Source organism: Corynebacterium sp. Marseille-P3884, from assembly GCF_017942225.1.
Taxonomy (GTDB): domain Bacteria; phylum Actinomycetota; class Actinomycetes; order Mycobacteriales; family Mycobacteriaceae; genus Corynebacterium.
Genome location: NZ_JAGKSD010000001.1, coordinates 123,775 through 138,038 on the forward strand (window position 1 = coordinate 123,775; position 14,264 = coordinate 138,038).

General features: G+C 63.3%; 13 protein-coding genes. 8 read left to right on the forward strand and 5 right to left on the reverse strand.

The genetic code is table 11. The features are described from left to right. The first annotated feature begins 10 nt into the window (after positions 1-10). Positions 11-247 carry a hypothetical protein gene (locus tag J5Y21_RS00550; RefSeq protein WP_210571662.1) on the forward strand — a complete coding sequence of 79 codons (237 nt, stop codon included), beginning with the start codon at positions 11-13 and terminating at the stop codon, positions 245-247. Positions 248-251: 4 nt separating this feature from the next. Further along, positions 252-638: an RNA-binding S4 domain-containing protein gene (locus J5Y21_RS00555; RefSeq protein WP_210571663.1), complete on the forward strand. Its 387-nt coding sequence runs from the start codon at positions 252-254 to the stop codon at positions 636-638. Between the two features lie 173 nt (positions 639-811). Here the strand turns inward: J5Y21_RS00555 and treY are convergent, their stop codons facing one another. The 5 genes from treY to J5Y21_RS00580 are packed head-to-tail and all read right to left on the reverse strand — an operon-like array spanning position 812 to position 8,262. Then, a complete protein-coding gene (gene treY, locus J5Y21_RS00560; protein ID WP_210571664.1) occupies positions 812-3,304 on the reverse strand; it encodes a malto-oligosyltrehalose synthase in 2,493 nt (830 codons plus the stop codon). A gap of 49 nt (positions 3,305-3,353) precedes the next feature. Next, positions 3,354-4,049, reverse strand: coding sequence for a hypothetical protein (locus J5Y21_RS00565; RefSeq protein WP_210571665.1), 696 nt, complete (start codon positions 4,047-4,049; stop codon positions 3,354-3,356). A gap of 54 nt (positions 4,050-4,103) precedes the next feature. After that, the gene (locus tag J5Y21_RS00570) at positions 4,104-5,435 is read right to left on the reverse strand and encodes an exonuclease domain-containing protein (protein ID WP_210571667.1); all 1,332 of its coding nucleotides are present in this window, start codon (positions 5,433-5,435) and stop codon (positions 4,104-4,106) included. Continuing rightward, complete coding sequence (gene glgX, locus J5Y21_RS00575) at positions 5,428-7,689, reverse strand: glycogen debranching protein GlgX (RefSeq protein ID WP_210571669.1); 2,262 nt, start codon at positions 7,687-7,689, stop codon at positions 5,428-5,430. Before glgX ends, J5Y21_RS00570 begins: the two co-directional genes overlap by 8 nt. Positions 7,690-7,728: 39 nt before the next feature. Then, positions 7,729-8,262, reverse strand: coding sequence for a TetR family transcriptional regulator (locus J5Y21_RS00580; protein WP_210571671.1), 534 nt, complete (start codon positions 8,260-8,262; stop codon positions 7,729-7,731). Positions 8,263-8,515: 253 nt separating this feature from the next. Here J5Y21_RS00580 and J5Y21_RS00585 point away from each other — a divergent pair, with 253 nt between their 5' ends. The 6 genes from J5Y21_RS00585 (at position 8,516) to J5Y21_RS00610 (ending at position 14,245) form a co-directional block, all read left to right on the forward strand. Beyond that, complete coding sequence (locus J5Y21_RS00585; RefSeq protein ID WP_210571672.1) at positions 8,516-9,256, forward strand: hypothetical protein; 741 nt, start codon at positions 8,516-8,518, stop codon at positions 9,254-9,256. Further along, complete coding sequence (locus J5Y21_RS00590) at positions 9,238-9,810, forward strand: hypothetical protein (protein ID WP_210571675.1); 573 nt, start codon at positions 9,238-9,240, stop codon at positions 9,808-9,810. The genes J5Y21_RS00585 and J5Y21_RS00590 overlap by 19 nt, the downstream gene beginning before the upstream one ends. Beyond that, complete coding sequence (hisD, locus tag J5Y21_RS00595) at positions 9,794-11,101, forward strand: histidinol dehydrogenase (protein WP_210571676.1); 1,308 nt, start codon at positions 9,794-9,796, stop codon at positions 11,099-11,101. Before J5Y21_RS00590 ends, hisD begins: the two co-directional genes overlap by 17 nt. Before the next feature lie 23 nt (positions 11,102-11,124). Then, complete coding sequence (locus tag J5Y21_RS00600; protein WP_210571679.1) at positions 11,125-12,240, forward strand: histidinol-phosphate transaminase; 1,116 nt, start codon at positions 11,125-11,127, stop codon at positions 12,238-12,240. Then, complete coding sequence (gene hisB, locus J5Y21_RS00605; RefSeq protein WP_210571681.1) at positions 12,233-12,835, forward strand: imidazoleglycerol-phosphate dehydratase HisB; 603 nt, start codon at positions 12,233-12,235, stop codon at positions 12,833-12,835. Before J5Y21_RS00600 ends, hisB begins: the two co-directional genes overlap by 8 nt. Positions 12,836-13,009: 174 nt before the next feature. Beyond that, positions 13,010-14,245: an MFS transporter gene (locus J5Y21_RS00610; protein WP_210571683.1), complete on the forward strand. Its 1,236-nt coding sequence runs from the start codon at positions 13,010-13,012 to the stop codon at positions 14,243-14,245. The last annotated feature ends 19 nt before the right edge of the window (positions 14,246-14,264 follow it).

Genomic DNA, 14,264 nt, shown 5'->3' on the forward strand with positions numbered 1-14,264 from the left:
ACTTGTGCTCATGACTCTTCAGCCCCGCCCGAATAACCCGATCGAAGCCCGTAAACAAGCCGTGCGCCGCTACTCCCGCAACGGAGTGGCTTGCGTCGGTGGCGGTGTGCTCGGCGGTGTGGCGCTGGGCCTGATCTTCTCCTCCTTCTGGTTTTGGTTCGCCCTCGGCATGGTCGTCGCTGTCGGCGGCGGGCTGTACAACTACAGCAAGATCCAGAAGATCATCAACCACCAGGACAACTACTAATTCCGTGGCTGGTGCTGAACCCGACGGCAGCCCCGTCCGCATCGACGTGTGGGTGTGGGCCGTCCGCATGTACAAGACCCGTTCCGAAGCCGCCAACGCGGTGCGCGCCGGGCACGTCAAGCTCAACGGCAACGCCGTGAAACCATCCACGCAAGTCGTGCCGGGCGACCGAGTCAAAGCGTGGAAAGACTACCGGGACATCGAGTACGAAGTGGTGCAGACCCTTCGCAAACGCGCCGGTGCACCTGTAGCCCGGACCTGCTACATCGATCACTCGCCGCCGCCTCCGCCGAAGGAGTACTTCTACTCCATGCCGAAGCGCGACCGGGGTGCCGGCCGGCCGACCAAGAAGGAGCGGCGCGAACTCGACCGGCTGATGGGTCGGCGCTGAACTGGGACTGAGCAGACGAGCTCTGGATGCGGGCATCCGCGGCGAGGATGTGAACCCCAAAACTTAGTTAGCCCAGGTCGGCGAAAATGGCCTGAAATCCGCGACCTGGGGTAACTCACTTCTGGGGTCAACATCTAGAGAACCGAAGTCCAGGGGGCTGAGTTTGAGCCGCGCTACACGTCGGTGTGGACAGCGACCAAAAGCGCCGTCGGCAGGACGTCCAGGACATCGCGGACGAGGACCGTGCCCGCGAAAGTCGAGCCGGTGAGCCGGTCCGTCCACTCGCCCTCGGGCAAGGTGACGGTGGTCTCGCCCCATCCGCCACGGTCTTCCAGCAGGAGCGGGCGGCGGGTGGCTAGCGCGACAACATCGAGGCCGTCGGTGCCTCGCGCCATGCCGACGAGGTGGCTCGCAGCTTCGCCCACGCCGAAGACTGCCTGGTAATCACCGTCCAAGAAGAAGTCCGGGTGCTCCCGGCGGAGGTAGACGCCCTCGTGGGTGACAGCTTGCTTGGCGCGGTCGATGATGCCGGCCAGGTGCGGATAGAGGCCGGGCTGCTCGTCGTCCGCCGCGGCGTCGCGGTCCCGGACCAATTCGGCGTGGACACGGCCGGACAACGCCGCCTCCTTGAACTGTTCCAGTGTTTGCTCGCGTGCCACGTAATCGACGAAGCGGCGATTGTCCGGGTCCACCAGCGACAAATCCCAGAATTCCTGGCCCTGGTAGGTGTCCGGGATACCGGGGCCGATGAGCTGGAGCATCTTCCGGCCGAGGGAGACTTGCACGGCACCGCGGTGAATCTCACGGAGGAAGTCATCGATCATGGGGGCGGCGGGGCCGTCGATAAGCGCGTCGACCCAATCCGTGATCGTCCGTTCGAAATGCTCCTCGTTGTCGAACCACGACGTGTGCACGCCAGCTTCGCGCACTGCTTTGACGGCGTAGTCCTTGAGGCGCTCGCGGATGGTGTCGGTGCTGCCGTCGGTCGGCCAGATACCGATGATGTTCTGGAGGAGGAAATGCGCCGTCGCATCGTCTGGCGCGGGGACCAGGGCGCTGATCTGCTGGGCCAGCTCCGCGAAGTCCTTGTGGCGCTCGGTGAGCTCGATGATGCGGGCGCGGGTGTCCTCGCTGCGCTTCGTGTCGTGGGTGCTCAGCGATGTCATGGCGTGCGGCCACAGCATCGCACGCTCCTGCTGGAGCAGATGGAATTCCGCAGCCGACACCCCGAACCGGCCGGGCGCGCCGCCGACTTCCTGGAGCGCGACGAGGCGGCAGGCCCGGTAAAACAGCGTGTCCTCCACGCCCTTTGCCATGACGGCACCGCAGACCTGGGCGAAGCGTGTCTTGGCTTCGCCGTTCGCGAGAAACGCCGCAGAGATCAAATCGAGTGCTCCGCGGCGTGACGGGAAGCGCCGCACCATGTCCGCCACGATCGTCGACGTCTGGCGGGATAGGGAGATATAGTCCGCGCGGTAAACCGGCATAGCGGCGACGAGGTCGATGACAGTGCGTTCCAGATCCTCGTCGGTCACGTCCGCGCCGGCCGTGGAGAAATTATCGCGGCGGATGGCGCGGGTCAGACGGCGGACCTCAGCGGCCAGCTCCGACTGCGCCACGTCTCGTTTGAGCTGGTGCTCGGCTGCGGCGATAGCTGCTTCATCCCATGTCGAGCCGGACTGCTGGAGGGAGAGCATGCTCAACGAATCCTCGGCGTCACGGGAAATGAAAATGCCGTCGAGCTCCCGCAGCGCGTCGTATCCGGTGGTGCCGTCGACGGCCAAACGCGGGTCGAGCGGTTCGGTGACGCCGAGAATCTTCTCGGCAACCAGCCACCGGTCCTTCCCGATTAGATCCCGCAAGCGGTTCAAATAGGTAAATGGGTCGGCGAGTCCGTCCGGGTGGTCCACGCGGACGCCATCGATCAGGTCTTCTGCGATGATCTGGCGCAATGTGCGATGGGTGTGCTCGAAGATGAGCGGGTCCTCCTGGCGGATGCCCGCCAGGCCGTTGACGGAGAAGAAACGGCGGTAGGAGATCACTCCGTCCCGCCAGAACATGAGGCGGTAGCTCTGCTTTTCGTAGACCTCGCGCGGATCATCGTCGAGGCTGGAAAAAGAGCCCGGCGCGAGGGGGAAATAACTGTCGAAATAGGCGAGCACCGGCTCATCGATATCGTCGAGATAGGTCAGTTCGAATTTGTCCTCGTCGCCCGGCTGGCCCAGCACGGGGAGCCCCAACTTGCCGCCTGCGCCGTTGTCCTCATGCCAGTCGATGTCGAAATACGACTCGAATTCCGAGTCCTGCCCGTTTTTGAGTACGTCCCACCACCAGGCATTCAACTGGGGCGTCTCCACACCGAGGTGATTGGGCACAATATCCACGATCAGACCGAGTCCCGCCGCGTGCGCTGCCGCCGCTAGGTGGCGCAGCCCTTCGATTCCGCCGAGTTCCGGGTTCACCTCGGTCGGGTCTGTCACGTCGTAATTGTGGTTGGACTCCGGATACGACGTGAAGATCGGGGAGAGGTACAGGTGGGAGACCCCTAACTCCTTCAAGTAGGGGACGAGAGCGGCGGCGTCGGCGAAGGTGAAGCTTCGGCCCGCCGGGTCCGCTTTCGCGCCGCGCAACTGCAACCTGTACGTCGAGGTGATCGGACGGGGCATGTGCGGACACTCCTTATCGTCGTGACACTGTGTTGTACACCCTCACACACTAGTGAGATGAAGCCGCGCTCTCACCGCTTCCGCAGTCATGATGGTTGACCGGAAAGCCGTAGGAATAGGTGAATACCGCAGCAGCCGGGAATTCCTCGCGTACCTGGCGCGCATCTGCGTCGAGAACAAAGAGCTCTTTGTGGTCGCGGGTGAGAAACACCAGTGCTGCTCCGGGGGAGAGGATCTCCGTGAAATGTGCGTGGAGCACTCTGAACGTCCGCGGATGCGCCAGCCACGCTGCCGGCGGATGCGCACCGCCTCGCACTTCGAGGCCCCGGGGCGCCGTATCCCCAAGTGCGAAAGATGCATTGCGCACCGTGAATTCGATTCTGTCGTGCTGCGTGCGCAGCAATGTGTCGGCGGCGGTATCCCAGGCCTGCTGCGTGCTCAATTCCATGTGCCCCAGATCAAGCGGTGTCAGTAAACGCCCGTCTGGGGCTTTCAACAACGCCACATGGTCGCGGGAGAGCGCGACATATGCCGGCTTGGCGGAGGAACCCGGGTGCGCCCAGCCGGTGGACTTCACAGCACGCGTCCGCGGGGCGGGAACAGCGTGCAGTGCACTCGCTGGGAGCTGAGCGACGGCCAACCCGGCGGATGAAGACACCGGGGACGGGACGGAAACGGGGACAGGGACAGGGACAGCGACAGGAGTAGGAACGGCAGGTGGTGCAGGATTCAGCGCGACATTCATGCCTTTTTAGACTGCGCTGACCCAGCCCGCGGTTCCCTCGCCGCCGAAATTTCTTTAAAACGGGGGCTGCTCGTTCAACCCGAGAATGTCCAGCAGTTTGTCCGCGGGCCAAATCTCAATCTCTTGGCCCTTCTCCATCAGCTCACGGGCACGCTTCTCCTTGGAGGTCATCGACGCCCATTCGCCAACGACGAGAATCGTCGTCTTCTTGGTCACGTTCTTGCCCACCTGGCCGCCACGTGCAGCGATGCCGTCCCACAGCTGGCCTTTGTCGAAGGGCTCGAATTCGCCGGTGAGCGTGACATTCTGCTCGTACAGCGGGGACTCCGGATCAGCATCGACAGCCGGTTCCGGGATCGTGTCCGGGGTTGCCACCGACTGCCACGGCGCAGGGCCGCGGCCGGATTGTCCGGAGCTCCCGTTCTCGTCCGGCTCGCTCTTCTCCTCAGCGGCGGAGGCGGACTGCAAGGCCGTCTGTGCGCCGGAGAGGTCTTTGAGCACAGGGGTGACGCGGGCAGTGTCGACGGATCCCAGGGCGAAGCCAGCGGAATGGACGTATTCGGCCAGCGAGCCGGTGTGTTCCGCGCGCCGGGCGAGTCCGAGCATCACGCCTGCGCACGCTTCCGCATCAGCGGCGGCATCGTGGTGGTTGTCGAGTGCGACACCGAAATGCTCTGCCACCGTGGGCAAACGGTGGTTGGCCACGCCCAAGTCCGCGGCGCGCGACTGCGCCAGCGCGCACGCGAAGGTGATGTGCGGAATCTTCGCGCCCGAGGCCTGCGCCGCGTAGCGCATAGCGGAGGCATCGAAATACGCATTGTGCGCCACGACGGGCAGGTCGCCGACGAAGTCCGTGAATCGCTCAAACAGCTCACCGACAGCGGGCTCATCGGCGACGGCGTCTGCCGTGATGCCATGGCAATCGACATTGAACGGATCGAACTCGTCGATGCCTTCCGGTGGGCGGCACAACCACGATGCGCGCTCGACGATCTCGCCGTCGATGACGCGTACCAGCCCCATTTGGCAGACCGAACCCCAATTCTGATTCGCGGTTTCGACATCGAAGGCAACAAAGCTGAAGCCTGGAATGCTATCCGCGCTGATCTTCTTGCCCGAACGCGCGGCATCCACGATGGCCTGCAGCTGTTCCGGCCCTTTTTCGTCGCCAGGGACGAAACGAATAACAGTCTCACCAGCGCCGCCAGCAAGGACGACACGTGCGCCATCCCAGTCATCGCCGGGAAGCACGCTTATCGACGACACCTCCGCCAGCGGGAGCACCACCGCCTCTGCCGTGCCGGTCAATGCGGCTTCCAGCGGATCCGGGTGAACCTCCAGCGCGGAGTCGGTGACCAGGATTCGGGCACCGTGCGTGTTAATCATCTGCGCCCTGTGCCTCCTCGACGCCTTCGTTGTTCTTGTCGTTCTCGTTGTTTTCGTCGTCCTTGTTCTCGTTGCTCTCGTTGTTCTCGTCGAAAATCGGAGGCTCGATCTGGCGGAGCACGATGGTGGAGCGCGCCGGCACATTCTTGGTGCCGCCGGCTTCGATCTCTTCGGTCTCTGCCGGGTGGCCGAGGGGTTCGGTGGTGTCGATGAGAACTTCCCACTTCGCGCCGAGGTTCTTCGATGGCAGGGTGAACTCGATGTCCTCGTGGAAGGCGTTGAACATCAACAGGAAGGAATCGTCGATGACCTGCTGGCCGCGTGAATCCGGCTCAGCGATCTGGCTGCCGTTGACGTATGCCTGCAGCGCCTTGCCGAAAGCGAAGTCCCAGTCGTCCTGCGTCATCATTCGGCCATCGGGCGTGAGCCACGCGACATCGCGGTCCTGGGCGTCAGTGCCCAGCGGGCCACCAGCGAGGAAGCGGCGACGGCGGAAGACCGGGTGGTTCTTGCGGATGGCGATTAGGCGCTTGGTGAAGTCGTGCAGGTCGTCGCCCACTTCCAGGCGGTCCCAGTTCATCCAGGACGTCTCGTTGTCCTGGCAGTACACGTTGTTGTTGCCGCCCTGGGTGCGCGCGAATTCATCGCCGTGGGCGATCATCGGTGTGCCCAGCGAGAGCAGCAGCGTGGTGAGGAAGTTGCGGCGCTGCTGCGCACGCAGCTTCAAGATCTCTTCGTCGTCGGTCGGGCCCTCCACACCGCAGTTCCAGGAGCGGTTGTGGCTCTCACCGTCGCGGCCGTCCTCCTGGTTCGCGTCGTTGTGCTTCTCGTTGTAGCTGACCAGGTCGTTGAGGGTGAAACCGTCGTGCGCGGTGATGAAGTTGATGGACGCGGTGGGGCGGCGGCCATTGTGGTTGTACAGGTCCGACGAACCGGTCAGACGCGACGCGAACTCACCGAGCGTGGCAGGTTCGCCGCGCCAGAAATCACGCACCGTGTCGCGGTACTTGCCGTTCCACTCGCGCCACAGCGGCGGGAAATTGCCCACCTGGTAGCCGTTCTCGCCCACATCCCACGGCTCGGCGATGAGCTTGACCTGGGACACGATCGGGTCCTGCTGCACCAAGTCGAAGAAGGTAGCCAGGCGGTCCACATCCGAGAACTCGCGGGCCAGGGTGGACGCGAGGTCGAAGCGGAAACCATCGACGCGCATCTCGGAGACCCAATAGCGCAGCGAATCCATGATCAGCTGCAAAGAGTGCGGGTCACGGACGTTCAGCGAGTTACCGGTGCCGGTGTAGTCCATGTAGTGGAACCGGTCCTCGTCGACAAGCCGGTAGTAGGCCTCGTTGTCGATGCCGCGGAAGGCGATCGTCGGGCCCATGTGGTTGCCTTCTGCCGTGTGGTTGTACACGACGTCGAGGATGACCTCCATGCCCGCCTCGTGGTACGCACGGACCATGCCCTTGAACTCGGCGACAGCGTCGCCCGGCTTCTTGCTGGCCGCGTAATCCTGGTGCGGCGCGAAGAAGCCGAAGGTGTTGTAACCCCAGTAGTTGCGGAGGCCGAGGTCGCGCAGACGATCGTCCTGCAGGAACTGGTGGACCGGCATGAGCTCCACCGAGGTGACTCCGAGGTCCTTCAAATAGGAAATGACGCTCGGGTGGGCAAGCCCGGCGTAGGTGCCGCGGAGATCCTCCGGCACATCCGGGTGCAGCTGCGTCATACCTTTGACATGCAGCTCGTAAATAATCGCGTCGTTCTCCGGAATGCGCGGAGACCTGTCATCGCCCCAATCGAAGAACGGGTTGATCACCACGGACTTCATTGTGTGGCCGAGCGAGTCCTCCTCGTTGCGTCCGGTGCCCGGCTCCTCGGCGTGAATGTCGTAAGAGAACAAGGACGAATGTCCGTCGAATTCGCCGTCGAATGCGCGGGCGTACGGGTCGACCAGGAGCTTGGACGGATCGCAGCGCTTGCCGTTTTCCGGGTCCCACGGGCCGTGGACGCGGTATCCGTAGCGCTGGCCAGGCAGGACGCCCGGCAGGTAGGCGTGCCAGACATGGTTGTCCACCTCTTCGAGGTTGACGCGCACTTCATTTTCTTCACGGTCGATCAGGCAGAGCTCCACCTTCTCGGCGACGTTGGAAAAGATGGCGAAATTGGTGCCAGCACCGTCGTATGTAGATCCCAGGGGGTAGGCGGATCCAGGCCACACCTGGATGGTCTGCTCGTTCGCGCTCGGATTTGTCATGAGACCCGATGTTAATAGAAATCGGGGTGCGTGACGCACCTAGTGCGGGTCCGAGTCGAGCCCCGCGAGAAGGAAATCCACAGCAGCATCGACCTGCTCGGCCGAACCATAAAGAACCTGCTTTTCACCTGCAGTTATTTCTCGCAGTTGTGTGCCAGCCTGGTGAAGGCTCGTGGCGCCCAAGGTGAGATAGAGCAGTCCGGCGGCCGCCGACTCAGGCGGGTCTCCGGCAAAGCACGCCCGTATTCCGTCGAGTAATGCGGGAAAGACAGGGGAGTCGGCCTGGGACGCGGCGGTGGAGACCACATCGGCGCCGTCGATATGCGATAAAAGCGCCTCGCGCAGAGCCGCGCAGAATTCTTTGGGCCCGGGGTGTGGGGAGGCGAGCACAGGGGCGATGATCTCGTCGGCCATCGCGGCGATGAGTGCTTGTTTGCTGTCGATATGCCAGTACAAAGCGCCCGGGGCGACACCCAAGGACGCGGCGACCCGGCGCATGGAAACATCGGCGAGACCGTAGGAATCCAAGATCTCCACGGCTGCTCGGGCGATCACCGGGCGGGACAGTTGCATGCTATAACAGCGTACACGCAGCTCCCCGGCCATTCTCACAGCTAGTTCATGGCATCTTCAACGTCCCACAGTTAATGGGAATCGCGTGGCCGTTGCTATGATCTGATGTGCACTGAAAGCAACACTAAGCAATACGCGTTATCAAAGATGTTCCCGCGTCACGTGACGCGGTGGCTTTCGCCGGGACATCGGTAGGCCCCCACTGTTTCGAAGAGGGCTTCGGATAACGGAACAGTTTGAGGAGACTTCTTTTATGACGTTGACCATCGCTCCGAAGAAGACGGTCGCGGCAGCTATTCTGATCGCACCTTTGGCTCTTGCTGCCTGCGGGTCCAACGAGGACGAGAATGTCGCCGAGGGCATGGCCACCGAGACCAATGTCGTCACTGTCGATCCGGAGGCTGAGAAGCCTGCGGACGATAAGGAGAAGAAGGACGGCGACGACAAGGACAAGGACAAGGACAACAAGGACGAGGAGTCCAAGCCTGAGGACGCACCGAAGCCGGAAAACGACCCTGCGGCGCAGGGCGTGCCGAATGAGGGCGCAGCTGGGGTGGTCAACCCGTTCGAGGACGGCACGCTGCCGACCGTCGAGGCGAAGCCTGTCGAGGGTGGCCAGCAGGCCAGCGAGTCAGACGTCAAGGGCATGACCGAAACGATGAACAAGATCTACAACCCGAAGGATCTTGTCTCCTGGTCCCGCGTGATCATGGAGAACTCCTGCCAGAAGGTCGTCGACCAGACCAACCAGGAGCTGGCTGGCCGCGGCACCTCCCTCGAGCAGACTGAGCGCGAGATGCAGCAGGCAGTCGACGCAGCACGAGCTGCGGGCCGCCCGTTGCCGCCGGTCCCGCAAACCCAAGCGGAGCTTAGCGACGTTCGAGTGAACGGCGACTCCGCCTCCGCCACCGTGACCGTCAATACCAACGGCCAGACCGAGTCTGGCGTCCAGCGCTTCCAGCGCGAGGGCGACCAGTGGAAGGTGTGCAACTAAGTCATTCCCCGCGTATTTCCCAGCCTTTCGGCTGGGGCGCGGGGCTTGTTGCGCTTGGGGGCATTATCGCCGCGCTTGTCGGCGGCGTGTGGGGCCTTACTCGTCCGGGCTATTCCGCCACCGTCGATGATGGCGGCGCACGGATCGACCCGGCGTTGAACGCCGATAATGTCGAGTTCATTTCTTTTGTCGGCTTCGTTCTTCTGACCACACTGCTGGGTCTATTGATCGGCGTAGTGGCTTTTCTGACCGCGGGAAAACGCGCGGGGATCGGGCGGATGCTGTTCACCATTGCCGTGGCGGCGTTTTCAAGCTGGACGTTATTTATTCTCGGCACCTGGTCCGCGGAGCTGTACCACGGAGTACCTGATCCCCATGATGTGGAGCCGGGGCAGACACTGACCTTTGTGCCGGTCCTGCGCCCGGGGCCCGCGTGGCTCGCGGGGCCGTTCGTGGCGGCATTGGCGTATTGGCTCGGCGCGGTTTCATCGGTGGGAAGTGGCCCGGTGCCGCGTGACGCCGAATATGATGAGCGCCATGCTCAATGTGACTGATCTTCGTGGACGCACTCCTTCGACATCCGAGCTGCGCCGGGTTCTGCCCCGGGGCGGCATGGATATTGCATCGGTGGTTCCCACTGTCACTCCGATCATTGAGGACGTGAAGCAGGGCGGCGCCGCAGCGGCGCTCGACTACGGCGAGAAATTCGATTTGATCCGTCCCGAGACTGTGCGGGTGCCGGACGAGGTCATCGCCCGCTGCGTTGAGGATCTCGACGGTGAGCTCCGCGCCGCCCTGGAAGTGGCGATTGCGCGGATCCGTGCAGTCCACGCCGCACAGAAACCGTCTGAGCACACTATCGACGTGTCCGCCGGAGCCACGGTCACTGAGGTCTTCCTCCCAGTGGAGCGCGTCGGCCTCTACGTGCCGGGCGGTAAAGCGGTCTACCCGTCGTCGGTGCTCATGAATGCCATTCCGGCGCAGGAAGCAGGAGCAGAATCGCTCGTGGTGTGCAGCCCGCCGCAGGCGGAACACGGTGGATGGCCGCACCCGACGATCCTCGCGGCGTGCGCGATGCTCGGTGTGGATGAAGTCTGGGCCGTCGGCGGTGCGCAGGCGGTCGGCCTCATGGCCTATGGCGATGACGCGGAGAACCTCGAGCCTGTCGACATGGTCACCGGCCCCGGCAATGTCTTCGTCGCTGCGGCGAAACGCGTAGTCAACGGGGTAGTCGGGATCGATGCAGAAGCGGGACCGAGCGAGATCGCGGTGCTCGCGGACGATTCCGCGGACCCGGTCCTTGTCGCCGTGGATCTGATCTCTCAGGCAGAGCACGATGAGAATGCTGCGTCGGTGTTGATCACGGATTCGGAGGAACTCGCAGCCGCCGTCGACAAAGAGATCGACGCGCGAGCAGCGCAGACCCTCAACGCCGACCGTGCGGCGACAGCGCTTGGCGGGCAGCAGTCCGGCATCATTCTCGTCGACGATCTCGCCACAGGCATCGCTGTGGCCGATGCGTATGCTGCAGAGCACCTTGAGATCCACACACGCAATGCCGCCGATGTGGCAAGGAAGATCACGCACGCCGGCGCGATCTTCGTCGGACCATTCTCCCCGGTGCCGTTGGGGGACTACATCGCCGGTTCGAACCACGTGCTGCCCACGTCTGGCACAGCACGTTTCACCCCGGGTCTGTCCACCCACACGTTCCTGCGCCCAGTCAACATCATCGAATACGACGAGAAAGCTCTCGCCGAAGTCGGGCCGCACATCATCACCTTGTCTGGCGACGAGCAGCTTCCCGCCCACGGTGAAGCGATCAAGGCCCGCACCGAGAAATAGTGAAGGGAAGACAAGGAGAAACAATGACTGAGCGCAATCAGCAGAACCAGCTTGCCCTGTCCGACCTGCCGCTGCGTGAGGAGCTGCGAGGCAAGTCCCCATACGGCGCGCCGCAGTTGAGCGTGCCGGTGGCGCTGAACACGAACGAGAACCCGTACCCGCCGTCGGATGAGCTCATCGCGGACCTCGTCGAGGAGGTCCAGCGGGTCGCTGCAGGACTGAACCGCTACCCGGAGCGTGACGCGGTCGAGCTTCGCGACGACCTCGCCGCGTACGTGTCCAAGCAGACCGGTGTCACAGTCACGCGCGACCAGGTGTGGGCGGCGAACGGCTCCAACGAGGTGCTCCAGCAGCTGCTCCAGGCCTTCGGCGGGCCGGGCCGCACAGCGATGGGGTTCGTGCCCAGCTACTCCATGCACCCGATTCTCTCGTCGGGCACGCAGACGGAGTTCATCGGAATTCCGCGCGGAGAGGACTTCCGCATCGATGTGGATCTGGCCGTTCGCGAGATCAACGAGCAAAAGCCTGATGTGGTCTTCGTGACCACCCCGAATAATCCGACGGGCGATGTCACCGCGCTCGCTGACATAGAGCGCATCCTCGAAGCAGCCCCCGGCATCGTGATCGTGGACGAGGCGTATGCGGAATTCTCCCCGTCGGCATCCGCCGTGTCGTTGCTGGAGAAGTACCCGGCCAAGCTCGTGGTCTCCAGAACCATGTCGAAGGCCTTCGATTTCGCGGGAGGCCGTCTCGGCTATTTCGTCGCCGCCCCCGCCTTCATCGAGGCAGTCATGCTCGTCCGCTTGCCGTACCACCTCTCGGTCCTGTCACAGGCGGCAGCGCGGGTGGCGTTGCGGCATGCAGGGGAGACGCTGGCAAACGTCGATAAGCTCGCGTCTGAGCGTGAGCGCGTTCAAGCTGCGCTGCTTCAGCTGGGGTACGAGGTCGTGGACAGCGAATCGAATTTCCTCTTCTTCGGCGATTTCGAGGATGCGCACGCCGCCTGGCAGGAATTCCTGGATCGCGGGGTGCTCATCCGCGATGTCGGCGTGGCTGGACATTTGCGCGTGACAATCGGGTTGGATGAAGAAAACGACGCGTTCTTGGCTGCAGCGAAGGAGATTAAGAATAATGACTGACCGGATCGGCACAGCGACGCGCACGACCAGCGAGTCGGATATCTCGGTGGAGATCAACCTCGACGGCACCGGCAAAGTCGAGGTGGACACCGGCCTACCGTTCTTCGACCACATGCTCACCGCATTCGGCACGCACGGCAGCTTCGATCTGAAGATCAAGGCGGAAGGCGATACCCACATCGATGCGCACCACACCGTGGAGGACACGGCGATCACGCTCGGCTGGGCGCTCATCGACGCGGTGGGGGACAAAAAGGGCATCCGCCGCTTCGGCTCCATGTCGCTGCCGATGGACGAGACCCTCGTCGACGCCATCGTGGACATTTCCAACCGCCCGTACTTCGTCATGAACGGCGAGCCGGAATCCATGGAGTGGCAGATCATCGGCGGACACTACGCCACGGTGATCAACCGCCACTTCTTTGAGACGTTGGCGTACAACGCGCGCATCACGCTGCACGTCAATGTCCAGTACGGACGCGACCCGCACCACATCACGGAGGCCGAGTACAAGGCCGTCGCACGCGCACTGCGCCAGGCCTACGAACGCGATCCGCGCGTTGAGGGCGTACCCTCTACCAAGGGTGCGCTTTAAAGCACGCTTATCGACGTCAGCGTTGTTCCGCGAACCGCCGCGCCCAACGCTGATTTTTCGGGCTTTTCCAACTGTGAGTCCTCACGGTTGGTGGGAGCCTGATTTTTCTTGTTGGAACCGTCCGGTTCCTTTTTTCTTTGTGCAGTCGATGTGAGTTTTGGGAGGGTTTTCACCGTGGGTTCCCCGCAAGGGACTGGTCCGGACGATGCTTCCCAGACTGAGGTCAACTCGGTCTGGGAGGCATCTGGCTTCATTCCGACTCTGGTGGCGGTCGCCGCCGCTTTCGGTTCGTGGGCGCTGTTGCTGCCGGTCGTGCCGGTGGCAGTCCTCGATGCAGGTGGCTCACACGCCCTCGCCGGTGCGTCGACAGGCGTGTTCATGGCTGCGACTGTGCTCACGCAGGTCTTCATGCCGCGGTTGCTGCGCCGGTTCAGCTACCGCTCCGCGATCGCCGTTTCGGCGGTGCTGCTCGGTGTCCCGGCGCTGGCGTTCATGTGGAATATGGACCCGCCGGTGGTTCTTGCGGTGAGCGTGGTGCGCGGTATCGGCTTCGGCGCGATGACTGTTGCTGAGGCCGCGATCATTGCTGAGCTCGTGCCCCGCAAACTGCTGGGTAAAGCCTCCGGTGTCTTCGGTGCTTCGAGCGGTTCGGCCCAGATGATCGCGTTGCCGTTGGGCCTGTTCCTCAGCGAGAAAATCGGGTACGAACCCGTGTGGATCATAGCCACAGTGATCGCTGCCGTCGGCGGCTTGGCGTGTGCTGCTATCCCGCCCATCAAGGGTGCCCAACCCGATCCGGTGGCCAGCGGCGCGATGTCCGCCCCGACGTGGAAGCTCGTGCTCGTGCCCACCCTGGCGCTGGCGATCGCCGCGATGGCGTACAGCCTGATCGCCAACTTCCTGCCCGATGCCGCCCGCGACACGGGAATCACCTCCGGCACCACGCTCGGCGGCCTGATCCTGGCGGTGATCAACCTGGCAGTCATGTCGGCGCGCATCTTCACCGGTGTCGTCGCCGACCGCCGCGGCGAGCCGGGCACCCTCATGATCCCGTTCCAGATCGCCGCCGCCATCGGCATGTTCGGCTTCGCCGCCTGCCTGGCTACCAGCGCCCACCCAGTGTGGATGGTAGTCTCCGCGATCTTCTTCGGGGCTGGCTTCGGCGCCGTGCAAAATGAGTCCCTGCTCAGCATGTTCTACCGGCTGCCCCAGTCCAAGATCAGCCACGCTTCCGCCGTGTGGAATGTCGGTTTCGACGGCGGCCAGGGCATCGGCTCCTTCATGTTCGGCGGCATGATCGCCGGGCTCGGCGCCGCCGGAGCGTTCGCTTCCTCCGGTGCTGTCGTCGTCGCCGGGATCGTGATGACCACGGCGGACTGGATCATCGGAAAACGGCGTCTCGGGAGGTAGCTCCAAATGGTACCTGAAT